18 protein-coding genes and 1 pseudogene are annotated in these 25,012 nt (G+C 45.8%); 12 read left to right on the forward strand and 7 right to left on the reverse strand.

Translation table 11 applies throughout. The features are described from left to right. Positions 1-782: 782 nt before the first annotated feature. Positions 783-1,820 (reverse strand): aldo/keto reductase, encoded by a 1,038-nt coding sequence (locus QUB06_RS06590; RefSeq protein ID WP_333434609.1) that lies wholly within the window; start codon positions 1,818-1,820, stop codon positions 783-785. A gap of 426 nt (positions 1,821-2,246) precedes the next feature. Between QUB06_RS06590 and QUB06_RS06595 the strand changes: the two genes are divergently transcribed. Then, entirely contained in the window at positions 2,247-2,648 is a 402-nt protein-coding gene (locus tag QUB06_RS06595; RefSeq protein WP_333434610.1) for a fasciclin domain-containing protein, read from the forward strand. A gap of 185 nt (positions 2,649-2,833) precedes the next feature. Here QUB06_RS06595 and QUB06_RS06600 read toward each other — a convergent pair whose 3' ends face one another. Then, positions 2,834-2,995, reverse strand: a complete 162-nt coding sequence (locus tag QUB06_RS06600) for a hypothetical protein (protein ID WP_333434611.1) — start codon at positions 2,993-2,995, stop codon at positions 2,834-2,836. A 112-nt stretch (positions 2,996-3,107) separates the two neighbouring features. Between QUB06_RS06600 and QUB06_RS06605 the strand changes: the two genes are divergently transcribed. Further along, positions 3,108-4,244: a GTP-binding protein gene (locus QUB06_RS06605; RefSeq protein WP_333434612.1), complete on the forward strand. Its 1,137-nt coding sequence runs from the start codon at positions 3,108-3,110 to the stop codon at positions 4,242-4,244. Between the two features lie 860 nt (positions 4,245-5,104). Beyond that, complete coding sequence (dtd, locus tag QUB06_RS06610) at positions 5,105-5,560, forward strand: D-aminoacyl-tRNA deacylase (protein WP_333434613.1); 456 nt, start codon at positions 5,105-5,107, stop codon at positions 5,558-5,560. Between the two features lie 316 nt (positions 5,561-5,876). On the opposite strand, the gene QUB06_RS06615 is transcribed toward dtd, so the two are convergent. Then, positions 5,877-6,128, reverse strand: a complete 252-nt coding sequence (locus tag QUB06_RS06615; protein WP_333434614.1) for a hypothetical protein — start codon at positions 6,126-6,128, stop codon at positions 5,877-5,879. A gap of 43 nt (positions 6,129-6,171) precedes the next feature. On the opposite strand from QUB06_RS06615, the gene QUB06_RS06620 reads away from it, so the two are divergent. The 4 genes and pseudogenes from QUB06_RS06620 to QUB06_RS06630 all read left to right on the forward strand — a co-directional run bounded on the left by QUB06_RS06620 (position 6,172) and on the right by QUB06_RS06630 (position 11,282). Further along, positions 6,172-7,407: a HetZ-related protein gene (locus QUB06_RS06620; RefSeq protein WP_333434615.1), complete on the forward strand. Its 1,236-nt coding sequence runs from the start codon at positions 6,172-6,174 to the stop codon at positions 7,405-7,407. Between the two features lie 861 nt (positions 7,408-8,268). Then, positions 8,269-9,180: a DUF2382 domain-containing protein gene (locus tag QUB06_RS06625; RefSeq protein ID WP_333434616.1), complete on the forward strand. Its 912-nt coding sequence runs from the start codon at positions 8,269-8,271 to the stop codon at positions 9,178-9,180. Between the two features lie 252 nt (positions 9,181-9,432). Then, a pseudogene (locus tag QUB06_RS34665) lies at positions 9,433-9,603 on the forward strand (S-layer homology domain-containing protein); the annotation flags it as partial. Positions 9,604-9,788: 185 nt separating this feature from the next. Beyond that, positions 9,789-11,282, forward strand: coding sequence for an IS5 family transposase (locus tag QUB06_RS06630; RefSeq protein WP_333434617.1), 1,494 nt, complete (start codon positions 9,789-9,791; stop codon positions 11,280-11,282). Between the two features lie 362 nt (positions 11,283-11,644). On the opposite strand, the gene QUB06_RS06635 is transcribed toward QUB06_RS06630, so the two are convergent. Then, positions 11,645-12,613 carry a TIGR03885 family FMN-dependent LLM class oxidoreductase gene (locus tag QUB06_RS06635; RefSeq protein WP_333434618.1) on the reverse strand — a complete coding sequence of 323 codons (969 nt, stop codon included), beginning with the start codon at positions 12,611-12,613 and terminating at the stop codon, positions 11,645-11,647. 191 nt (positions 12,614-12,804) lie between these two features. Further along, the gene (locus QUB06_RS06640; protein ID WP_333434619.1) at positions 12,805-13,656 is read right to left on the reverse strand and encodes a DUF1206 domain-containing protein; all 852 of its coding nucleotides are present in this window, start codon (positions 13,654-13,656) and stop codon (positions 12,805-12,807) included. Positions 13,657-14,645: 989 nt separating this feature from the next. On the opposite strand from QUB06_RS06640, the gene QUB06_RS06645 reads away from it, so the two are divergent. Together QUB06_RS06645 and QUB06_RS06650 are read left to right on the forward strand one after the other, a co-directional pair. Beyond that, the gene (locus tag QUB06_RS06645; RefSeq protein WP_333434620.1) at positions 14,646-15,221 is read left to right on the forward strand and encodes a DUF3611 family protein; all 576 of its coding nucleotides are present in this window, start codon (positions 14,646-14,648) and stop codon (positions 15,219-15,221) included. A gap of 430 nt (positions 15,222-15,651) precedes the next feature. After that, a complete protein-coding gene (locus QUB06_RS06650) occupies positions 15,652-17,283 on the forward strand; it encodes an alpha-amylase family protein (RefSeq protein ID WP_333434621.1) in 1,632 nt (543 codons plus the stop codon). A gap of 545 nt (positions 17,284-17,828) precedes the next feature. Here the strand turns inward: QUB06_RS06650 and QUB06_RS06660 are convergent. Both QUB06_RS06660 and QUB06_RS06665 read right to left on the reverse strand, forming a co-directional pair. Continuing rightward, positions 17,829-18,230 carry a biopolymer transporter ExbD gene (locus QUB06_RS06660; protein ID WP_333289668.1) on the reverse strand — a complete coding sequence of 134 codons (402 nt, stop codon included), beginning with the start codon at positions 18,228-18,230 and terminating at the stop codon, positions 17,829-17,831. Continuing rightward, positions 18,214-18,873 carry a MotA/TolQ/ExbB proton channel family protein gene (locus tag QUB06_RS06665; protein ID WP_333434622.1) on the reverse strand — a complete coding sequence of 220 codons (660 nt, stop codon included), beginning with the start codon at positions 18,871-18,873 and terminating at the stop codon, positions 18,214-18,216. Before QUB06_RS06665 ends, QUB06_RS06660 begins: the two co-directional genes overlap by 17 nt. Positions 18,874-19,637: 764 nt before the next feature. On the opposite strand from QUB06_RS06665, the gene QUB06_RS06670 reads away from it, so the two are divergent. From QUB06_RS06670 to QUB06_RS06680, 3 genes are all read left to right on the forward strand, one after another. Further along, positions 19,638-21,146, forward strand: coding sequence for a TonB family protein (locus QUB06_RS06670; protein ID WP_333434623.1), 1,509 nt, complete (start codon positions 19,638-19,640; stop codon positions 21,144-21,146). Positions 21,147-21,248: 102 nt separating this feature from the next. Continuing rightward, a complete protein-coding gene (locus tag QUB06_RS06675) occupies positions 21,249-22,322 on the forward strand; it encodes a hypothetical protein (RefSeq protein ID WP_333434624.1) in 1,074 nt (357 codons plus the stop codon). A gap of 371 nt (positions 22,323-22,693) precedes the next feature. Further along, positions 22,694-24,781 carry an acylase gene (locus QUB06_RS06680; protein WP_333434625.1) on the forward strand — a complete coding sequence of 696 codons (2,088 nt, stop codon included), beginning with the start codon at positions 22,694-22,696 and terminating at the stop codon, positions 24,779-24,781. Positions 24,782-25,012 lie beyond the last annotated feature (231 nt).

A 25,012-nucleotide genomic window follows, 5' to 3' on the forward strand; every position in this document is an offset into this window, starting at 1 on the left:
GATATATTTCTCAGCAGTGTCTTACTGAAAGTCACAAGCATAAATCTGAGAAGTTTTATTGACGAGCAAGCGCCGCATTCATTGAGCAAAACAAAGAAACTGTTTAGCTGCGGAAAAACAGGCTTATCTGCTTTTTTCAGAAGTGAAACGGGGAGATAAGTTAATATTGTTTGACTTGCTATTGCTGTTAAATATAACGCAGTTTTTCGGCCCTAACTTCTATCTGAAGGATGACTTTTATCTCAGGAGACACCTAGCTTGCACGCTGGGTTCAAAAGCCGTTAAAATGCCGATCGACCTTGTAAAATGACTTTTAACGGGCCGGTACGGGGTGAAAAAAGAGCGAGTTTTATTGCTTTATTGGAAGATGAGAGAAAATTTGCCATCAAGTTTATGTTGCTTTTTGATTTGACAAACCTTGCTTTTTTTTAACTCATCGGATCACTAATTTGGGAAAATTGTATCCTAATATACCAAGTAGCCCCAGAGATATCTGACTTCCGATAGATTAACAATTGACTGTTTATGCACTGAGGTTAAACTCACCGAACAGCACCTGTCTCAACAATACCATAGAAACCAGGCAACCGCAACGATAAACCTAAGATTTTGCGCGAGTATGTGGCAAGAAACCAAGGTGATGACATTTGCGCTGTGGGCGTGAGTTTAACCTCGCGCCCACAGCACAAATGTCAATCATCCCTCTAAGGGCGGGTTCGCCGATATCTGCAATCAAACGCCAAATATCCACGTAAACCCGCGACTAGAAAATAGCAGCAACTTTACAGTCGGCGGCTGTCAATCTTGGCGAGTCCTCCTCCAAAGGCAAAATCTTGCACCGTCGAGCTCTTTAAGAAATCGTGAGGGAAACCCAGTTCAATTGCACTTACTTTGTCTAACTGCTGCATTTGTTCGGGAGTTAATTCAAACTCCAAACAAGCTAGATTTTCCTGAAGTTGCGAGAGTTTGCGCGAACCCACAATCGGAATAACTTCGACTGGTTGTTGGATCAGCCAATTTAGGGCTACTTGAGAAGCAGGTTTGCCAATTTCGGCTGCTATTTTGCTAACTTCGTCAGCAATTTTGAGGTCTCGTTCGTTAATTTTTCCCGATTCAGGTGAATTCAGCCGTTTAGCTTCGCTGGCTGTTTCTGAAGTGTTGTATTTTCCTGTCAGCAAACCGGCTGCTAAGGGACTCCAAGCGGTGACGCCAATATCAAATGCTTTTGCCATAGGGATCAAATCCCGTTCGGGAGTTCGCTCTTTTAAAGAATACTCGATTTGCAAGCCGATAAATGGTGTCCAACCGCGCAGGTTGGCGATCGTATTTGCTTGAGAAATAATCCAAGCAGGCGTATCGGAAATGCCGATATAAAGAATTTTGCCGGCGCGCACCAAATCGTCAAAAGCGCGCATCACTTCTTCGACGGGTGTGGTAAAATCCCAAGCGTGCAGCCACAACAAATCTATGTATTCAACTTGCAATCGCTTCAAACTTGCTTCTACTGCTTGTACCATATTTTTGCGGTGGTTGCCGAAACCGTTGATTTCGCCATTCTTCATGTTGAGGCTATACTTAGTGGCAACTACCCATTTTTCGCGATCGGCTGCGATGAAATCGCCGACATATTTTTCGCTAGTACCGTTGGTGTAGAGATTCGCGGTATCAATGAAATTGCCGCCCGCTTCTGCAAAGGCGTCGAACATTTTCCGGCTTTCGTCGTAGGAACTCCCCCAACCCCACTCTTCCCCAAAAGTCATGGTTCCGAGGCAGATTTCGGAAACGCGAAGTCCGCTGTGACCTAGTAGTTTGTATCTCATGTCACCCTTCCCCTAGTTAATGGTTGTTAACAGTTTAGATCGGGATTTCCCAAACTGTTGCCATAAGTCGGGGTGGCGGGCTTTTGTAATGTGTTAGCGCTGCGCTGAATGTTAAATGTTTTGCCAAGTCAATCAAAATGTTGTAGCAGGGGCGAGGGTTCCGGGCCATTGCCCCTGCGTTTAGTTTTAACAGCGCAGGGGCGATCGTCTTACTAATGTATTTAGGATCACATCAACAATTTAAAATACAGTAAAACGGCAAAACAAATATCTACCTTTAGATAGGTATTTTATGGAATGAGTTAAATAAAAAAATGCTATCTTAAATATCACAAAACCTGACAGAACTAGAGAAAAAATTCATGTAGCTAAATTAACTTTTTAGCGTTATAGTGATTTATAGATTACAAAAACTAGGTGACTCTCTTGGCTGACATCGTTGATACCGCCGTTTCGGCAGGCTCTTTTACTACCCTAGTTGCTGCCGTCCAAGCCGCTGGTTTAGTAGATACTCTCAAAGGCGCTGGCCCCTTCACAGTTTTCGCTCCTACAGACGAAGCTTTTGCTAAGCTTCCCGCAGGTACTGTAGAATCACTGCTTAATGACATTCCTCAGCTCACAAAAATCCTGACTTATCATGTCGTTTCCGGCAAAGTTATGGCTGCTGATGTAGTCAACCTGACATCTGCCAAGACAGTAGAAGGTTCAGAATTGAAAATTGATGCTTCCAATGGCGTCAAAATTAATGATTCTACCGTTACAACAGCCGATGTTGCTGCTGATAATGGCGTCATCCACATTATTGATTCAGTCTTGCTTCCTGCGTAAGCACAGACGCAAGATAGCGCAATACTATCTTGAGGGCGGTGGCTATAGGTAGCCACCGCCCTGTTTTAGTTGATAGTTGAGATTTAAATATTTTACGCAGGTTGATAATTAAAATTATTATAGAGTAGCGGGAATTTGCCGATCGCACTGGGCTTGAGTCTGTCCCAAATTTGTCGCTGCTGAATTTACCGGGAAAACAGGTTGCAGGTAAACAGCGACAGGTACTCGGAAAAAAAATTATCAAAAAAATAAAAAAGTGCGATCGACAGCGTTAGCAATTGCCGATAATTAGCGGCCCACTTATTTTGCACTTTCGGGCTGATTCCCGGTTGATGCGTAGATACCATGCCACCAAACCCAACATTTCTCCGAGGAACTGGGTTTACGAGGCCTTGTCCTAATTAAGATACAATAAGAACCATAAAGAAAGTGCGATCGACATTATTTGACAGTTAAGCTATGCAATCTACAACTCAGTCCGAGACAGAACTGGCGATGGACGCTCCCAAACACGGCTTACCCGTTACAATTATTACAGGATTTCTCGGCAGCGGCAAAACAACCCTGCTCAACCACATCCTGACCAACCAGCAGGGTTTGAAAACAGCAGTTTTGGTCAATGAATTTGGCGAAATCGGCATCGACAACGAACTGATTGTCACCACCGACGACAATATGGTTGAGCTGAACAACGGCTGCATCTGCTGCACAATTAATGAAGATTTAGTTAATGCAGTTTACAAAGTTCTGGAACGTCAAGAAAATCTTGATTATCTAGTAGTGGAAACAACCGGACTCGCCGACCCGCTGCCAGTAGCAATGACTTTTTTAGGCACAGAACTGCGCGACCTGACTCGTCTCGATTCGATAGTTACAGTAGTAGACGCAGCCAACTACAGCTTAGATTTGTTCAACTCTCAAGCAGCTTACAGTCAAATAGCTTACGGCGATATAATTATCCTCAACAAAACTGATTTGGTTGAAGAAGCAGATTTAGATTTGTTGGAAGTTAAGATTCGCGATGTCAAAGAAGGTGCTAGAATTCTGCGAACCGTAAAATCGGAAGTTCCCCTACCGCTAGTCCTCAGCGTGGGATTGTTTGAATCAGACAAATATTTCCAATCTGAAGAAACTCCTAGCAGTCACGACCATCACGGTCACGAACATCACGACCATCACGACCATCACGACCATCACGACCATCACGACCATCACAACCACGACCATCACGACCATCATGACCACGGCCATCACGACCACTCCCACCATTTAGAAAATGACGGATTTACCTCAATTTCTTTCCAGAGCGACAAGCCCTTTTCTCTGAGGAAATTTCAATATTTCTTAGACAACCAACTGCCAACAAACGTGTTTCGCGCGAAAGGAATTATGTGGTTTGAAGAAAGCCCCAAACGCCATATTTTCCACTTGAGCGGCAAGCGATTTACGATGGATGACGACCAGTGGAAAGGCGAGCGGAAAAACCAGCTTGTTCTCATCGGTCAGGGTTTGGATACCGAGACTTTGCGATCGCAACTCGAAAACTGTCTTTGTATGCCTTCAACCAGTCGCGGTAAAGGTTTTGGGAAGAACTAACAGTAAAATATTCTTTTCACCTAAACCAAAGAGTGTCGCGGTCTAATTGTTTTCGCGATCGCGAACTGGAGATGGATGGGGACAATGAAGGCCGATCGCCCTCCAAGAAAAAGAGTGCCCTCGAATAAAAAGAGCGATCGACCTATTTTATTGTTGCTAACAAAAACAGAGCCGCACACTTATACTGTCCGCCGATCTCAAAAGCACGATCGCCAGTGCTTTCAAAGGTGCAGAGTTGCGTTGGTTTTACGTAATCTCTGCACCTTTATGCTGTTCGCACTACCTCTCACCACTCCTACTTCCCACAAGCAGCGCAATAGTTGGCAAACTCAACGAGGTCTGGGAGTTTCCCTTGACCGTCTCACGTTCATTGTTTTCGGCTAAGCTATTACAACAAGCTTGCAAGGAGACGGGCTATGAGCAATCGGCGGCTAAAAAGAATTCGTGATTGTATTTCGCTCTTTTTATCACGACTCCAAAGGAATTTTTGGTGTTTTTGGGTAAAAATTCAAGATGACATTTTTCTTTTTTTTGCTAATTGTTTGTTAGCCCTTCTCAAATTGATTGGTTGCGCTGCCTTGTTTTTGGGTTTGATTTTAATGCTTGGTCATTTCTGTCTAGTTGACATACACATTAGCCGTGCGCGCATAACCCTCCAATCTCAGTGTCCTGAACCAGTGATCGAGCCTAAGCCTGCCGTGTCATTTAACACTCAGGCGGGTCAACTATAAACTTGCCTTTGAAGCCCCCACGCTTAATCTAAGATTTAGTGGTGAGTGGCTGACAATTTCATTTTCATCCCGACACGGCGGTTGCGCTGCTGTTGAAATAATCCTAGGACGCTACCAAAAAGCAGGTCAATGCGAGTCATCATCCAGCGAGTAAAATCATCTCAAGTCGAAATTGAAGGTCAAATTGTCGGCAAAATTGGCTGCGGACTTAACTTGCTTGTAGGTATTGCAGACACCGACACCGAAGCAGAACTCGATTGGATGGCTCGCAAATGCCTGGAATTGCGTTTGTTTCCCGACTCGGCCACGGATACCGGGCGCTGGGACAAGTCCGTACAAGACATCGGCGGCGAGTTGCTGGTTGTGAGTCAGTTTACGCTCTACGGCGACTGCCGCAAAGGTCGGCGACCTTCCTTTGACCGAGCAGCGGCTCCTGAAAGAGCGGAAATTTTTTATGATAAATTTGTCGAAAAGTTGCGCCAGAGCGGCTTAAAAGTTGAAACAGGCTTGTTTGGATCGATGATGCAAGTCTCGATCGACAATGATGGGCCGGTGACTTTGATATTAGAGAGAGAATCGGGGTGAGTTGGTTGACAGGCCTCTCTGTTCACCGCACCGCACCCTACTTTTCTTATCTTCCTACCCTACCCTTCGGGAACCCCTGCGGGGAACGGGAACGGCTTCGCCGAACGTGTCCTTAGCGTCTTCGCGGTTCGTTTAAAAAAAACCGTTGCGCGTTTTACTAAGAGCAAATTTTCAGATTAACCGGGTTTCCTAACTGCTGTTGCGTAGGTTCAGAAGATATGGGTTTTCGCTACATTTTCTCCCATCCCGATTCCAGAACCTCAAACCCTTAAAAAACCAGTTTGTAAATCGTCCACTCAGCGGCCCCGGAACACCCTCAATTTTCCTCGCGATCGCCCCACCCAAATAACTGCTCAGAATGCTTGTACAGTAAGGCTTTAACGGCAATAAAATCAATCTTCCACAGCCAGCGCTTAGAATCAGATTCAGCAGCCAAAAACTGTTGCATGAGAGAGTGGAACACTGGCATCACTGCGATGATGTTTATTTCCCTAACATTCAATGTATAGAGAGTTGAATCAGCACAGCAAGCGAAACCGCCAGCAACTGCCGCCTCACTCTCTGACAAATGTCCTCGCACACCCGCTGTGCCCTACCACCCGATAAATGCCATGACTGTCAAAACTGCCACCACCGTCAACTGCAACACCGCTTCTGGCTTCAACTGCATTCCGGCTACCTCCAGCGAACCAAACGCCGAAATCAATACTGTTCCCAGCATCGATATCCTCGCTTTGGCTGACTTCGCCCTCAAAGAATTGCAAGCCGAAATGAAAACTGCCAGCCGCAGCGCTCAAGCAGTGGCGATGCGGATTGCTAAGGAAGTCGAACGGATTTGCCAAAAGAGCGATCGCATCCAAATTTCCGGCGAAGTTGAAGCTTGGCAAATCACCTTGGCTGAGCACCGGTTGCAAAAAACCCTGCAATACTACCGCCTCGGTTCCAAACAAGGCCGCGTCGAACTGCACTCTCACCTCGCGGCGATGATTTACCGCCATGTTGCTTCTTTCCGATCGAACTTGAACTTCCAAGCTCGCTACAACATGATTGAAGACTTTTTGCAAGGCTTTTACATCGAATCTCTGCGAGCTTTCCGCCGCGAACACCAACTCGATGTCACCTACCAGCCCCGCACGCAGCTAGAATTGGCTGAGTACATGGCTTTCACCGAACACTACGCCAAGCGCCAAATTGGTTTGCCCGGTCGCAACCGCCAACGCCTGATCGTGTTGCGCGCTCAAGGATTTGCCAAGGGTCAACCTCCCGAAACTGCGATCGACATTGAAATGGCTGTAGAGTCGGGCAAGGGAGAAGATGCGGAAATGTACAGCCGCTCTCCGGCGCTGCAACAAGTGCGCGAGCAAATGGTATCGGAAACTGTCGATCCCGCTGATGCTGTGCTGCGCGATCGAGTAGTCTCGGAATTGATCGCCTATCTGGAATCGCAAAATCAGCCAGAATGCGTGAATTACTTAACTTTAAAATTGCAAGACCTTTCGGCTTCGGAAATTGACCGCGCGCTCGGTTTGTCTTCCCGCCAGCGCGACTACTTGCAACAACGTTTCAAGTACCACGTCGAAAAATTTGCCCGCACTCAAAATTGGAAACTCGTCCACGAATGGCTGGGTGCTGATGTGGATCAAAAGCTGGGAATGACTTCGGACAAATGGGAAGCATTTCGCGCTCAACTGTCGCCTGAAATGCAGCAACTGTTAGAAATGAAGCGGAATCAAGAAAGCGAGAAGGCGATCGCCACCGCGCTCAAATGCACTCCCAAACAAGTCCAAAAACGCTGGGCGCAACTGTTGGAGCTGGCTAGCCAGACTCGCAACAGCAGCCAAGCTTAATTGGTGCTCAAATATGAATGCAACTGTTTTCTTGAGACTGGAAAATGCGATCGGGTGCGGCATCTACACAGGACTGCCCGCCCCGGCGTCCGCTCTCAACTCAACAAGGGCTGCTACTAACTAAATTATCGCCGCTTTTTGGCAAATTCAATTTATTAAAACAACATTACTTTTTTTAATATCTTTCGTTCCCTGGTTAGACCAGGGAATTTGTTTTTATTAGTCATTAGTCATTAGTCATCAGTCATTAGTCATTAGTCATTAGTCATTAGTCATTAGTCATTAGTTATTAGTCATTAGTCATTCGTTATTGGAAATTGCTTGCTGAAGAGGCGACGTGGCATATTCATAATGATATTTAAACATAGGGAGTAGCATAATCAAGGCAAAGTTTTTCAAAGGTGTTTGCCCAAAATATCTCACATAAAAGTCTATTTTTAAAGTAATAAATTATGTATATAGCAATCCTAAATCATTCATGTAAATTTGTAGGGGTAGTGCCCCCGTGCCTACCCCCTATCTATCGGGGCAACCACGGGGGGATTGCCCCTACAATAATTACGCGAATGATTTAGGGTTGCTATATAATAATTTTTTTATTCGTTAATGTACAGTATCAAAGTCTAATTTCTAAAAGTATTTTTTTATAAAAATAGTTAGAAACCGATTGTGAAACTTGAGGGTGCGGAAGGTGGATGAAAAATGAAAAAGTCATCTATCCACAGACAGAAAAAGTTTAAAATAAATATACTCATCCTACTATTGTGTTTCACTTAATCCTTCATAAGAAGGAAGCATCAATTTTGATATCTATCTAAAATGGGGGCATAACTTGATGTAGATAAAAAGGGAAGGACTCCTATGTTACTTTACAAAATTGAAGATTTTAATCCCAACTACCGCGAAGCTGCTTTTAATGGCGAAGATATCAAAGGTCTGGATATCTATGCTGGAAATACAGATGAGAAGATTGGCTCCATCGATACCGCGCTAGTTGATGAGACAGGGCGTTTCCGATATTTTGTGGTTGACACGGGTTTCTGGATATTTGGCAAGAAGGTATTAGTTCCAGTTGCTCTTTGTAGAGTGGAGGTTGATGCAGAGCGCATCTACGCGACGGGTTTGAAGAGTAAAGACCAAGCAGAAAGACTACCCAGGTATGAGGATGGGATGGTGGTTGATTACGATTATGAAGAACAAGTTCGGGGTGTTTATCGTACTCTAACTGTAGAAGCGTCGGCACCTGTAGAAGCATCATTGCCTTTAGAAACCTCATTGCCTGTACAAGCATCTGCACCAGTTTCTATGTCGCGTTCTGTCTCTAACCAAGCTAGGGCTGCTGGTTATGACCGCAACACCTACACTTACGAACAAGAGCCTCAATTGTATCAGATGAACGAGCGCGAGCATCACAAATTTCGACTCTACGAAGAACGACTGGTTGCAGAAAAAAGCCGTCACAAAACTGGCGAGGTAGCAATTGGCAAGCGAGTTGAAACCGAAACGGCACGAGTTTCAATTCCCACAGAAAAAGAGCGAGTGGTAATTGAGAGTATAACTCCAGAAAATGCAGGTGCGCGAGTAATTCGGGATACTCCATTCAAGCAGGAAAAGGTGATGCGTATGGAAGTTTACGAAGAAACTGCTGATATCAAAAAAGAAGCTTTCGTGCGCGAAGAAGTTAATATCAGGAAAGAAGTTGAAACGGAGATTGTTGAGGCAAGGGAAACACTGCGTCGTGAAGAGTTGGACGTGAAGACGGAAGGGCGTTAGAGGGCCAATGAATTGAACAATGGTTTTTAGTTGCGCTGTCTTCGACCACATGAGCGTTGCAGCGCAAATACGCACCTAAACTATCACTAAGACTGCCAAAAAACAGGAGATTTCTCATGTCTAATTCCTGGCGTTGGCTGGGAATTAAGGGCAGCATTTTTAGCTTTGTCGTTTAGCATCTATGCGACCAGTTTTTTAGTAAAGCCTGAGCCAGTTGCAGCTCAACAAGCTCAGTAGGCATTTCCTGATGTTCCGCCTAATTACTGGGCGCGTCCATTTATTCAATCTTTAGCTGAAAAAGGCATTGTTACAGGAGAAGTTGATAGAAAATTTAGACCTAAACAGGCTATGGAGCGCGACGAATTTGCGGCAATATCCGCCCAGCCTTTGAGCGCGCAAAAATTAGGAACATATCCAATGTAAGTGGCTTTAACGATGTGCCTCAAGGCTATTGGGCAGAACCTCCCATTCAAGAAGCCTACTATAGGGCTTGCTGGATAAGTGCAGAAAGGTTACACGGCGCGGTTATACGATCGCGCGATCGAGAGTAAAGTCGCCGTGATAAACAGGTAAAATAGGTCAAAACCCGTGCATCACCACCTGCGATCGTGTACAAGAAAGCTGAGCTTGCTCTCCTCCCAGCCTTAGACTTTGAACTAGCCAACGGGTCTAAATTGTCTGCTGACAACCGTTGGGTAAAAATGGCCCAAATAATCCCGTGGTCTGAATTTGAATCAGAATATGCGGCCAACTTCCCCACAGAAAAAGGCGCACCAGCTAAATCATTTCGGATGGCATTGGGGGCATTAATTATCAAAGAAAAATTAGGAATTAGCGATCGCGAAGTAGTAGAACAGATCCGGGAAAACCCCTATCTCCAATACTTCATCGGTCAATCGAGCTACAGCAACGAGCTACCATTTGACCCATCTTTATTAGTGCACTTTCGCCAAAGAATTAGTCCCAACCTAATTAATCAAGTCAACGAACGCATGGTCGAAAAGATGCGAGAAATTACCCCAATCCAACCCGAAAAAAAAAAGGATTCGGACGCCAAAAATGAGTCAACCAATCGCGGTAAACTAATCGTAGATGCAACCTGCGCTCCCGCCGATATTACCTATCCGACCGACTTAGGACTATTAAACAGAGCCAGAGTTCATACAGAAAAAATCCTCGACATCCTGTATAAACAAATCAAAGAAAAAATCCATAAAAAACCAAGAACCTACCGTAATCTAGCAAGAAAAGACTACTTAGCAGTAGCCAAACAAAGACGACCCACCCGCAACAAAAGAAGACAGGCAATTAAAAAACAACTTCAATACATCAAAAGAAACGCTTCTCATATTGAACAGCTAATTGATGCGGGTGCGACTCTAGAAGCTTTGAACAAAAAGCAATATAAAACCTTGCTAGTCCTCACAGAGGTCTATCGCCAACAGCAATGGTTATTTGATAACAATAAACAGAGCATTGAGGATAGAATAGTAAGTTTAAGTCAACCCCATATCCGTCCCATTGTCAGAGGGAAAGCAGGGAAAAGTGTAGAGTTTGGAGCTAAACTATCAGCCAGTTGTTTTGAAGGATATGTATTTTTAGACCGGATGAGCTGGGATAACTTTAACGAATCAGGGGACTTGAAAGCCCAAGTAGAAGCATATCATAGGTTCACAGGATATTATCCAGAGTCCGTTCATGCAGATCGGATTTATCGAACAAGAGAAAACCGAGCTTGGTGTCATGAAAAAGGCATTAGAATCAGTGGACCACCCCTAGGGAGACCCCCAGCAAATGTCAGCAAAGAAAAAAAGAGGCAAGCGTTGGAAGATGACAGAATTAGGAATGCGATTGAGGGTAAATTCGGGGAAGGTAAACGAAGATTCGGTCTCAATCGTATCATGGCAAAACTTGATAATACTTCACAAACAACTATTGCTATCACTTTTTTAGTCATGAACCTTTCTACCTGGTGGCGCCGGGTTTTTTATGTGTTTTTATGTCGAGCGGATCAAACAATGCCTGTTTTTGGACTTAACATAACTTGCGCTTATGTTTCCCTCAAAATAAACCAGGAAAAACTCATCGTTAACGCTGCTTGAATATATCGATCACTCCCGCTCGCCAGAAATCGATCAATTATTCAGCAAGCCCTACTATAAAGATGCCGATAAAATTCCTAAAGATGCGGTTGATGAAGTGGCCGCAGCGACAAAAGCAAATATCCCGGTCAACTATCGAGATCCCAGAGTTCTTAATCCAACCGAGTTGCTCAGTCGGGGGAGTGCTACGGCGCTAATTCATAATTCATCAAGCTTTGGTTTATCAAGGTCTGCTCGAACCGCTGTCTAATAATCAGGAAGCTACGAAGTATCTTCCTGCTAGTGCTGCTAAAAGGAACAATTGATTTTGGAAGCAGTCTCAATCCTAAAGGCGATCGCATCTACATACTGATTTTCCACCATCAACTTTTTGTCAGCGCTGGCACTACTTTTTCGCCAAAGACCTCAATAAACTGCTCTTGTTCTCGGTTAACGTTGTGCAAAATTAGTTCATCAAACCCCAATTCAATATCTTTTTGCAACCACTCAATATGCTGATCTTGGTCTGCCGAGATGCGGACGTGTTGATATAACTCCTCTGGTTGCACAAACTCCCCGGCGGCATCAAATTGATCGGGTGTGATCAGTTCTGTCAGCATTTTGCTTTTGAAGATGTTACTACGCCATTGATGATGAGCGCCTTGTAGTGCTTTCTCTGCATTACTGTCATAGGAAAGCTGCACTTTCAAAATCATTGGTTTCCCTTCTCCGCCACCGCGACGAAACGCATCGACGACTTTTTTTAACTTTTCAGGTGGGCGAGAAGTCGTAATTAATCCATCAGCCCAACTGCCCACCCATTCTGCGGTTTCTGGGGTAACTGCCGCGCCGATAATTAATGGGAGAATTTGCGGGCGGGTATAGAGTTTTGCATCTTCTACGCACACTAAACCGCGATGGGTGACGGTTTCTCCTGCCCAGAGGGCGCGGATAATATCGACACATTCTTTGAGGCGTGTATTACGATCGCTCTTAGTAGGCCACTTATCCCCAGTAATATGTTCGTTCAACGCTTGACCGCTGCCAACCGTGAGCCAAAAACGATTGGGAAACATTTCTGCCAACGTTGCCGCAGCTTGGGCAATAATAGCCGGATGATACCGCTGTCCGGGAGCGCAAACAACCCGATAGGAAAGCCTCGGCGTTGCTTGCATTGCTGCACCCAACCAAGACCAAGCAAAACCACTTTGTCCTTGCGCTTCACTCCAAGGATGAAAGTGATCGGAAGAAAGGGCATGGGTAAAGCCAGCTTGTTCTGCCATTTGGACATATTTCAGCAGTTCACTGGGCTTAAACTGTTCGTGGGAAGCATGATAACCAATTTGTGCCATAAGTTTTTAGGAGTTTTGAGTTGAGTAGGGGCGGTGCCCCCGTGCCCGCCCTGAGTTTTGAGTTAAAATATCCCGACTTAAAAGCAGGTGATTTAATCAGGAAGCCTTGTAAAAGTTTTGAGCTTTGAGTTAGATAAGTTCTTAATTCAAAAAACTTGTTGTACTCACAACTCTCTGTATAACGGGCAAGCTTATGAGCGCAAAATTTTCCGATAGCGAGCTTGAATTACCGAGTAAATGCCATAGGCAATTAAACCCAAAGGTACTAGCCCCAAAATCACTGGACTAAAAGGCTGTTGTCCCAGAATTGCCAACACCTCGCCCAATCCCTTCGTTTGACTGGCATCTGATAGCTTGGCTGCTTGAATTAAGAAAATACCGATTATAACGAAAACAATCCCACGGGCCGCAATTCCGAATCGACCCAACCGTATCGCCCAAGTTTGCTCGGTTTGGCTCATTTCATCTAGCTTGAAATGGCGGCGAAATTTGGCTTTATATGCTTCGTAGAAATAAGAAAATCCTACGCCAATAACAATTGATCCTGCCAATCCTACCAGCCATTGTCCAAACGGTTGCGCTAAAATTTGGGCTGTCAAATCTTCGGTTGTATTGCTCTTACCACCGCCCGAACCCATTATCAGTTTTACAGCCGTTAAAGCCAAACCTGCGTATCCTAAAGCACTTAAGGCGTAGCCAATGCGTTGGGCAATTCGCTTGGCATCCATTTTGTCTCCTTGGTGTTCTGGGTCGAGAATTGTCTGAACGATACGCCAAAGGGCATAACCAATAATGCCAATCGTTACCAGAAATAGCAGAAATTTACCGAAGGGTTGGTTAACAATTTCTGATAATGCACCGCTAGTATCGGTTGTCCTGCCGCCCATACTAAAGGCTGCTTGTGCTGCTAAAAAACCGACAATAAAGTAAACTAAGCCTTTGGAAGCATATCCCAATCTTGCCAGTCGCTCAAACCACACATGAGAAGCTGCCTGTCCGATTGACTGTTTAATGCTGTCGGTGGGTGAGTTGGGCTGTTTCATATTTTTTGACAATTTAGTTGTTCACGACTGCTGCCATAGGCAATAGTGCATTCCTTTCCAGCTAACTGAGTTCTTAAACAGATAATTTATGTTATTATTTCTTAACTTAAAGATTAGCTTGTTTAGAAAGTTTTTAAATCTGTCTTGAGCGGGAGTGTCATCGGTTGATTGAGTAAGAAATTTCACATTTATTGGGCTTGACAAATATAGCTTTAGGGGCTATAAGATGGCTTGCCTGATGGAGGAGTCTGCCAGCGGTATAGTAGATTTTTGATGAAAACTTCTTTAACCCAAGTTTGAATAACAATTAGAGTTGGCGACGCTAAAAATAATGTCAAAAAAAATCAGAATGCTATCAAGAGCTAAGGTGTAAACGGAAAGCAAAAATACCTGCTTTTCCATAATGATATATCTGACAAATCTGCAATAGCTGCCCTAACTAGCTTATGGACGTTGCAAGAATGGATGCGCCCCAGCGCGGGAGTTGGGAATCCAGCATCTATCGCTAATACTCCGAGCGATCGCACTTAACTCAAAGCTGTATCATAAATTTTTCCTCAATCATCTTCCATCAGGGGGATATTTTCTTATGGCATCAGACAGATGGCAAGGTTGGGCTAGTTAGATTAAATAGAGATAGAAGCAAGATTTTGAGATGGTGAACAGAGACAATAGACGTTTTGCTTAAGTCGATTTTTAAGACTCTAAATTCCCATTGTCGCAAAAAGTTGATTGTTCAGAACCGGGAGGATTTTAGGAAAATCAAATCAACCACAACGGCACGGCCTGTGTTGAGTTCAACCTTTTATTTACCGGAAATTGCCGAATTCGGTTCCCAAACATCCGGCATCCTGTCCTGCCCTTAACTGACTTTTCAGGAAAACTTTAATAGCTAACCACAAGGCGATCGCTTGCGACAGGAAGACAAGCAGAACCTATTTCTTACGTCGTTTGCTTTGACGATCAAATTCAGCAATAAGGTGTATATAATGAATCAACTGAATCAACCAGAATCCTTGTCGCAACCCCTGACCCAAACCGAATTCGTCTCAACTTTTCGCTTGTTCAGTAGATTTAGCTTCTGGATACAGTTATTCTTGGGTGCTGTTTCCGGCATTGTTTTAGTATTTGCTATGTTGGGTCGCAACATGAGCGAACAAGCCAATAATGCAGGTATTGGTTTCGGGGTATTTTTAGCAATAATTGGCCTATTATTGCTGTGCTTTAGAATTTTTTGGGATTTTCGCTATAGGCTTTTAGGCAGACTTTTGCACGCCGAAAATTCCCAGGTATATCCCAGCAAAGAACATATTACTCACACCTTACGGATTGGATTAGTTTCTAGTTTGGTGGGCGTATTAATCGCGTTTGTCGCTTCTGAAGAAACAGTTGCTGTAGTCCTAGCAAAAACTCTTAGTCAGCCCCAAGCGATGGCAGCTTATGCGCCAGAAAATGTGATTCGTTCCCTAGATATTTTTGTGACGATGGCAAACGTCAATTTGATTGGCGCTCACTTTTTTGGAGCTGTTACTTCTCTTGGGTTACTCAATTGGGTAGAAGATTAGTTGGCAGAATTGGCGATCGCTAAAGGCAAACACCACTCCTATGTCGTTAGGATTGACAAGGGCTGACCGATTTAACTAAGGTTGGTGGCGAAAGCACTGTCTTGGCGAAAGAGAGCGAAGACAGTGCAGCTACAAGCTAAGCAAGGTGGCTATTGGGATGAACATCTAATCGGAAATTGGTAGCGATCGCTCCTGCTAATGGTAGTTAGCCTAATCAACCGTTTTTTTTTCGTAATTCATTTATTATATTGAGAGATATTTCATCTATTTTTAGATTGATAGATTTTGAATCTGGACAAACAAACAAAACTTAGGTTCGTATTCCGAAAGATGAGCTATACCCGTGGCATTCAGCTTGCTAAATAGCCATGTTGCCGTGTTTCTTAACACAGCCATGTTACACAGTTTCTCTATTAAGAAATAGACTGCAATGAAAGACCTCTGGTATAAAAACGCAATTGTCTACTCCCTCGATGTTGAAACCTTCATGGACTCCGACGGCGATGGTGTCGGCGACTTTCAGGGACTTATCAACCGCCTAGACTATTTATCAGGACTAGGAATTACTTGTTTGTGGTTGCTGCCGTTTTATCCTTCCCCTAACCGCGACAATGGTTATGACGTGATGGATTACTACAACATTGATCCGCGACTGGGAACCCTGGGAGATTTTGTCGAGTTCATGCACCAAGCAAGGGAACGAGGAATTCGCGTGCTGATCGATCTGGTAGTAAATCATACGTCCAATCAGCATCCGTGGTTTGTTGCAGCTAAAAGCGATAAAAACTCCAAGTATCGCAATTACTACGTCTGGTCAGAAAATCCACCCAAAACTGATCCAGAACAACTGATATTTCCCGATGTCGAGGACAGTATTTGGGAGTACGATGAACAAGCAAAAGCTTACTATTTGCATCACTTCTATAAAGAACAGCCAGATTTGAATATTGCCAATCCGGCGGTACGAGAAGAAATATGCAAAATTATGGGTTTCTGGCTAGAACTGGGCGTGTCTGGATTTCGCATTGATGCTGTTCCCTTTTTAATTAAAGGAATTGGCATCGAAGGTGCAGACCCCGAAAGCCTGCGAGGTTTCTTGGAAGAAATGAGAAAGTTTGTGTCATCGCGTCAGGGTCATGCTGTGTTGCTGGCAGAAGCAAATGTCGATCGCGATCAAATTCCTGTCTACTTTGCTAAGGGCGACAGAATGCACATCCTGTTCAACTTTTTGCTGAACCAGCATCTGTTTTTGGCCCTGGCGCGTCAAGAATCCACAGCATTGCGCGAGGGACTAAAAACCTTACCGGATATTCCTCCTATTTGTCAGTGGCTTAATTTTGTGCGCCACCATGATGAACTGACGTTAGACCGCATTTCTTCATCGGAACGAGAGGAAATTTTTGCAGCGTTTGCCCCTGAGAAAACTATGCAAATTTTCGGGCGGGGGATTCGTCGTCGCTTACCACCGATGATGGGAGGATCTCGCCGCCGGATTGAACTGGTGTACAGTTTGCTTTTCACCCTGCCTGGTACACCCATGCTGCGCTATGGCGAAGAAATTGGCATGGGCGATGACCTTTCGCTGGAAGGTCGAGACAGCGTGCGGACGGTGATGCAATGGTCAGATGCCGCGAATGGTGGCTTCTCGACGGCTGCAACTGATGCCCTTGCCAGACCTGCGATCGCCAACGGAGAATACGGTTACAAACAAGTCAATGTCGCCGCAGCCCAGCGCGATCCTGGCTCATTAATTAACTGGATGGAACGTGCAATCCGCATCTGCAAGCAATGTCCTGAGTTGGGTATGGGCAAGTGGCACATTCTGGAAACCGACTCTCCCTCGGTTTTAGCCCACTGCTGCGACTGGGAAGGCAGGATGGTGATTGCTGTGCACAATCTAGCCGACAAGCCTTGTACCGCTACGCTCAAATCTAACGAATACAGCAATCTGTTCGATTTATTTGGCGATCGTCTCTATGAATCTATCGATGCCGACTCGCCCTCTATTCCCTTAGAAGCCTACGGCTATCGCTGGTTTCGATTGAAATACTCACCGACATGAAGGTGCGGTGATTCTTGACGCTTCACAGGGTTCTGCTAACCGTTGCTAGTCTAACAATCCCTCTGCGCCCGTTTATAGTCGGGGCGATTCCCCATCCCGACTTTCTCTATGTTTCTAGAAGCATTTTTATCTCTATCTTGCTCAGTATAGACCTTCGCTAGTCTCTCCGCTCTCGCACTTTTTGAGGTACTTAGTCTAAACTCCAAGTTTTAGATGTCACTTTCAATGAAGAGCGATGTCGCATTCGGTCGTTGAATAGCCATCGGAACTTGGCTGCGCTCAGACGGATGTCCCTGAATGCGGTCAATCAAGAAACCACTCTCAAGCGTAGCTTGCGACAGAAAAGGAAACGAGCTGCAATGAATGATGAATACATGATGCTTCTTCTCAAATCCTTATGTCAAGCCTAATTGAGATGCTCTTACCCTGGGGTATTAAAGCCTGTATTCATTTTTAAGACTTACAGGCTTTTTGAGTATATCTGCACGGGATAATTTCAGTTTAAAAGTATGAGGTAATTACAAATTAGGAATTATATTAGCTCTCTACTTTGCGGTAGCAATCCCTAACTTAGCTCCCTTAATTCGGCGTAATCGATCCATAACTTCCACCACATTTCCGTGATTGACGCTTTTATCCGCATTCAGCACAATTAATGAGCTCGGATTTGACCCCATTACCTGTCGCACTGTACTCTCAATCTGCTCTAAGTTGACTAACTTTTTATCAACCATTAATTTTCCCTGAGCATCAATGGTGACGGTAATTTTAGCAGGCGAGTCCTGAACTTGAGAAGTTGCTGCTTTCGGTAAATTTACGGGCAGACCTTCGGATTTGGATAAAGACAAAGAGGAAACAATGAAAAACGTCAATATGGCGAAGGTTACATCAATCAGTGGCACGATGTTGATCTGGGCAATACTCTCAGGTTCATCGGGTAGGCGCATAATTAGATTCTCTTGGTAGTTGTTCGTAGTGGTGACGGTACAATAGCTCTAGCTGGCCTCCGGCTTCCTGCATAAAAGCAATCTGCTGTAAGTAAAACCCGCGAAACATATTGGCAAATAAGAGTGTAAAGATTGCCACCACTAACCCCATTGCCGTAGAAACGAGGGCTTCGCTAATCCCCCCGGTAACGCCCGCGGCATTGGTGCCTGCAGCATCTCCCAGTTTGAGGGAGTCAAAGGTGGTAATTAAGCCCAAAACTGTTCCGAGCAACCCAAATAGCGGGGAGAGGGTGATAATGGTGTCAAATATTGTATTGAATCGCTTCAAAACGGGGATTTCTGCCTGAGCTGCACTCTCTAACACCAAACAAAATTCTTCGATGTTGGGCGAGTCTAATTCTAATGCTTCCAAAAAAATTCGGGCTAAGGGCAAATCCGCGTTTACTTGTAACTTTTTGATGGCGGAATCCGGGTTTTGACTGTAAAGTTTTAGCACTTCCCGGACGACCCGCCGCTGTCGCCGATTCACTTTAAACCAAAAGACAAGACGCTCTAAAATCAGTGCGACTGCTGCGATTGACGAGGCAAGCAGCGGCCAAGAAACAATGCCCCCAGCGCGAAAAATGTAAATGAAATTATCCATTAGTTTGTATTCTCGTTAGCTGTGTTGAGTGATCGCAAGCTGCCTAATGGTGCAATTAGCCCGATCGAAAGCTGGTAGAATTTCTGCGTCAAGTCGGCACAAGTGATTCAGGCTGCAAATTTTTTCACTCAAGCGCGATCGCAAGCGCGATCGCGATCGCACAAACGCATTACCTGTATGTGACTATCTTCGTCTTTACCCAAAATGCTTCTACTGTGATCTCGACCGATTTTTCTCCCAGTGCCTGCTTGCTAAAGATTTGCGTTAGGACTTGACAATAATCTTCAATAATTTAAAAGATTCTCAACTAGGTTTCCACAAATATCAGTGTTTGTCAAGCCATCATCCACACTTTTACATAATATTTAACTATTTAAGATAAGCAAAATAATCATCCTGACTTATGTAAAATGTTCTCTGAAAAGCTTGAGAATGTTGAAATTTGTTGGTAGATTACGGGGTAGAGTATTGCAGTTAAGGCATTTTGGAACCTTGCCCTGCCAGAATCAGAAGATTGACAGCGCCCATAAGAGCAAGGTAGGCGCACCCAAAGGAAATGCTGATTGGTAGCGTCTACTCGCTACATCAAAATAAAATAATGAAAATTAATTGCAAGAGTCTTGAACAGGGTGACAGTCTTCTTATAGGATGGGTAGGTTCATCATTGATAGCAAGCTCAACCGACACTTGGTAGCTTGTTTCGGGTTATGTGGGGGAGCCAGCGAGGACGTTGCCAACCCATCCATCAAGGAGATTGATAAGGCATGAGTTTTTCAAATATTTCGGCGACGCAAAGAGAACAACAAGAAGAAGCTCTCAAAAAAGTTCTGGCGCTCAGTCTGTTAGGCTCAGCCTTCCTGCACGGTGTCGCGCTGCCGTTGAGCCTCAACTTGGTCAAACCTGCTGAATTTGCAGAGGAGCCCATTGAAGTTGTTATGCTTGAGGAGCCTAAAGTAGAGGAAACCGAGCCAGAGCCGACTATTCCAGAAAAGGTATCTCCCCCGCCTGACACTTTCAAACCAGAACCGCCACCAGAGCCAGCTCCCCCAGAGGAGTCACCGGTAGCTGCAACGCCCCCGCCGATTCCAGAGGAGCCACCCGTAGCTGCAACGCCCCCGCCGATTCCAGAGGAGCCACCCGTAGCGGTAACGCCACCGCCGATTCCAGAGGAGCCACCCGTAGCGGCAACGCCACCGCCGATGCCAGAGGAGCCACCGGTAGCGGCAACGCCGCCGCCAGAGATTAAGAAAGAGCCGCCCTTAGCGGAAACTCCGCCACCAACTCCTCTGGAGCCTTCCCCCCCACCTCAACAGGATTTTAATTCCCCAGAAACTCCTAAAACCCCGATCGCCAAGGAACCCGAAACCCCTTCGCCCGATCCTCCAAAAAGCGAACCACCCGTTACCGCCTCCCGCCCCAATGGTGCTGGGAGTGACCGAGATATTACAAAAGATGCTGGAAATCCCAACTCCTCAGACAGCCCTGAAAACCAGCCGCCTGCTTCGGCGGGTAGCGGGGAACCTTCCTCAGAGCCATTAAATCCTTCTTCCGGGCCCATACAGCGATCGCCCGCGGCTGGCTCACCAGTCACAGCTACTAGGCCAGGAGGCGGTAGTAACTCTGGAAATGCGATCGGGGATCTCACAAACCCTTCCTCCTCTGGTAGCCCCGGAGGAAGTGCGCCGAACTCACCATCCGGTGCCAGCAAAAATGGCGACATACCTTCTGATGAGCCATTTGCGGCTGGTTCGGGGCGATCGCCCCGAAGGCCTGCGGCTGGCTCGCCAGTCACGGCCACCAGGCCAGGAGGTGGCGGCAATTCTGGAAATGGGATCGGAGATGTAGGAAACCTCCCCTCCTCTGGTAGCCCTGGAGGAAGTGCGTCGAACTCATCACCCGGTGGAGGTGGAAATGCTGGCGGAGGTTCGTCAGGGCCATTTGGCAGCGGTTCCGGGCCAGTGCCAAAACCGACAAATCCGGGAAGAGGGGGGAGTCCTTCGGGCTCTTCCGGCCGGCTTCCCGACACTTGCATTAGCTGCGGTAGACCTGAATATCCGAGCGCAGCCAGAGAAGAAGGGCGGCAAGGCGAAGTGGAAGTCGTGTTTGACATTGACCCCAACGGTAAGCCATTCAACATCAAGATTTCGACTCCTAGCAAATACAACGACTTGAATCGCGCAGTGATTAAAGCAGTAGAAAAATGGAAACTTGCCTCATCAGAGAGTGGCATTAAAGGAGAAAGAGCATCCATTACCTTCCAGCTCGATAAGTAGGGATTTTTTTGAAACTCTAGCAATTTGGCTGGGAATTCTATAGAACCGTCCAAGGAATAGCAAAGTTAAAAGTTGAATTTTTTGTGAATTATGAATGTGGGAATGTCGTCAGCAATATTAAGTAAACTTCAGCGAGTTGGACTCGCTCTATTACTGGGTTCCAACTTGGGAATGGCTTTGTTGTTTGCCAACCCTCACAGCGCAATGGCAGGAGTAATTACTTTACCCGATGGCGGACGTTGCGAGGGAGAATTGAGTGAGGGAAAACTTAGCGGCCCCGGCACCTGTCAATATGCCAACGGCGATCGCTACGAAGGCCAATTTCTCAACGGCAAACCTCACGGTCAAGGCATCTATACCTTTAAAGAAGAAGGTCGATACCAAGGAGAATTTGCCGATGGTGAATTCAACGGTCAAGGTGTCCGCGAATTTGCTAACGGCAACCGCTACGAAGGCACTTTTAAAAACGGTGAGTTCGACGGTACAGGAACTTTTACCTCAACTAACGGCATTCGTTACGAAGGCTCTTTTACCAATGGTTCTCCCAGCGGTCGCGGGGCTTTTACGTTCAGTAATGGCACTCGTTGCGAAGGAGATATTAAAGAAGGAAAAGTTAACGGCAAAGGTGTGTGTCAATATGCTAATAAGAACCGCTACGAAGGAGAGTTGCTGAATAATCTACCTCACGGGGCGGGAATTTATACCTTTGCTGAAGGAGGTCGTTATGAGGGGCAATTTAGTGAAGGGCAGTTTCACGGTAAAGGGGTTCGCGAATATCCGAACGGCAACCGCTATGAAGGAGAGTTTGTGAAGGGCAACATTCAAGGTCAGGGGTTGTTTACTTTTAAAGAAGGGGGACGTTATCAAGGGCCGTTTGACAATGGAGAATTTAGTGGTGAAGGTGTCCGTGAGTTCGCCAATGGAGATAGCTATAAAGGCACTTTTGTCAAGGGTAAGATGAGCGGGAAAGGAGTTTACGTTTTTAAGAATGGCGATCGCTGCGAAGGCGAATTTACCGATGGTCAGTTTAACGGCAAAGGTACTTGCATTTACGCCAATGGCGATCGCTATCAAGGTGAATTCCTCAACGGCCAGAAACACGGGCAAGGTTCCTACATTTATGCAGATGGAACGAAAGTAGAAGGAAATTGGCAACAAGGTCAAATTAAAAAATAACCTTATAACCTATCTCGCCCTTCTTGTTTACCCCCTCCTCACCAATGACATTAATTAATGCGCTTTAGGGCCGACACACCGGCGTTTTATAGCGCTTTTCAATTTGGTGAGGTTAGGGGAGGGCTTTTAATTTCACATCCGATTTATACAGGGTGTTTTTTCGGATTTTCTGGAGTTCTCGAAGAGGTGGTATTTTTTTAACCGCAGATGGACGCAGATGGACGCAGATAGGTTAGCTTTTTGGGCATCTAATTAGGTATAATTTTCTCCCTTGTTCTCCATAAAAAGGATTTAAATCCTCGGCGTTGTGTTCGTGCAGTTTGTTGAAAAGGCTGCAATGTCTCAGTTTAACCCTAGCGAATTAATTTTCAGTGTTTCTACAACTAAAAAAACAAGGCCGGCGGATTGTCTCGTTATTAATGAGTTTTATTTTAGTTTTGCTCCTGAATAATGGGACTCAAGCCACGCCTGAAATCGGCAATCAAATTCTTTGGGATACCTATGGAATTCCACATATTTATGGAGAGAATAGTAAAAGCCTTTTCTACGCTTTTGGGTGGGCGCAGATGCAAAGTCATGGTAATCTGATTTTGCGTCTTTACGGGCAAGCTCGCGGGCAAGCTGCCGAGTTTTGGGGCGAAGATTATCTGGAATCCGATCGCTGGGTGCAAACTATGGGAATTCCTAATCGCGCTAATGCGTGGTATGAATCACAAAATCCCATTTTTCGCAACTATCTCGATGCTTTTGTTGGCGGAATGAATGCCTATGCCAAAGAACACCCAGAGGCGCTCACCGAAGAATTAAAGGTAGCATTGCCTCTAAAATCGGTAGATGTATTGGCACACGCGCAACGTGTCATCAATTTTACTTTTATAGTCGAGCCAGAGCGCGTTGAAGATATCGCTGAAAATGATACCCCCAAAGGCTCTAATGGTTGGGCGATCGCTCCTTCGCGTTCTGAAAGCGGCAATGCCATGCTATTGGCAAATCCTCACCTTCCTTGGTCGGATTTATATTTATGGTACGAAGCGCAACTGGTGGGCCCAGAAATTAACGCTTATGGAGCGACTCTCGTCGGATTTCCTGTATTAACGATCGCCTTTAATGACAACTTGGGATGGACTCATACTGTCAACACTCACGATGGCTGGGATGCTTATGAATTGCCCCTCGCTAACGATGGCTATCGCTTTGATGGCGAAGTCCGAAAATTTGACAGAGAAGAGAAGGTTTTAAAAGTCAAAGAAAAGAATGGAAATTTGCGATCGGAATCTCTAGTAGTGCGGCGTTCTGTTCACGGGCCGATTGTCACAGAAAAACAGGGCAAAGCGATCGCCCTGCGCGTTGTCGGGCTCGATAAACCAGCAGCCCTTCAGCAATGGTGGGATATGGCACGATCCAAGAATTTTTCTGAATTTGAAGCCGCTTTAAAGCGCTTGGAAATTCCCATGTTTACCGTTATGTATGCCGATCGTGAGGGGCATATCATGCACTTGTTTAACGGTCAAGTCCCTATCCGCAAAAAAGGAGATTTTAAATACTGGTCAGGCACGATCGCAGGCAATACGTCAGAGACTTTGTGGAGCAAAAATCATCCCTATGCGGATTTGCCGCGCGTTGTCGCTCCGCCCAGCGGTTGGTTGCAAAATACTAACGATCCGCCTTGGACAACGACGTTTCCCAGCGCGATCGCACCCGATAATTATCCCGCCTACATGGCACCGCGCGGCCCGATGGACTTGCGATCGCAGCGATCGGCAAAAATGCTCTTAGAAGATGAAAAAATCTCTTTCGATGAATTGATGCAATACAAACATTCTACTCAGGTAGAACTCGCCGATCGCCTCCTCGATGATTTAATTCCCGCCGCACGCCAAGGCAGTGAAAAAGCGCGCCGCGCTGCGGAAGTTCTCGCCACTTGGGATCGGAAAGTCGATGCTGACAGTCGCGGTGCGGTGCTGTTTGCCTTTTGGAAACAAGCGATGGATGCCGATAAGTTATTCGCTAAACCTTGGAGCGAAGATGCGCCGCTAACGACGCCAGACGGTTTGGCAAATCCTGCGGAGGCGGTGCGGGTGCTGGAAGCGACAGCAACCAAAGTTGAGGTAACTTATGGGGCGTTAGATGTCGCATGGGGGGAAGTCTTCCGATTGCCTGGGGAGGCGAATCTGCCTGCAAATGGAGCCGACGGTGCTTTGGGTGTATTTCGCTCAGTATGGTTCGCTCCTGGGAAAGACGATCGCTTTCAAGCGGTGGCGGGCGATTCTTTTGTCGCTGCGATTGAGTTCTCGAATCCGGTCAAAGCGATGGCGCTAAACAGTTACGGCAACGCCACTCAACCTGGTTCGCCCCACGCCGGCGATCAGTTGCAGCTATTTGCTCGCAAGGAATTGCGCCCTGTATGGCGATCGCGATCGGAAATTGAAGCTCACCTGAGTTCGCGCCAGAAACTATAGCAGAAGGAAGTTCGGCAACGGATTCTGTAACGGATGTAACGGATGTAACGGATGTAATATCAATTCCGGTTGCACCGTCCGTGATTGTTGACTGTTGACTGTTGACTGTTGACTGTTGACGGGCGGGTCGAAAAACTGAATGGTTGAGTGTTAACGGTTGACTCGATTTTATGATTTCGATGCAACCGGAAACAATATAACGGATGTCAGGAAGAAGTTAAAAGACCTCTC

This window comes from Microcoleus sp. D2_18a_D3, assembly GCF_036702455.1.
Classification (GTDB): domain Bacteria; phylum Cyanobacteriota; class Cyanobacteriia; order Cyanobacteriales; family Microcoleaceae; genus Microcoleus.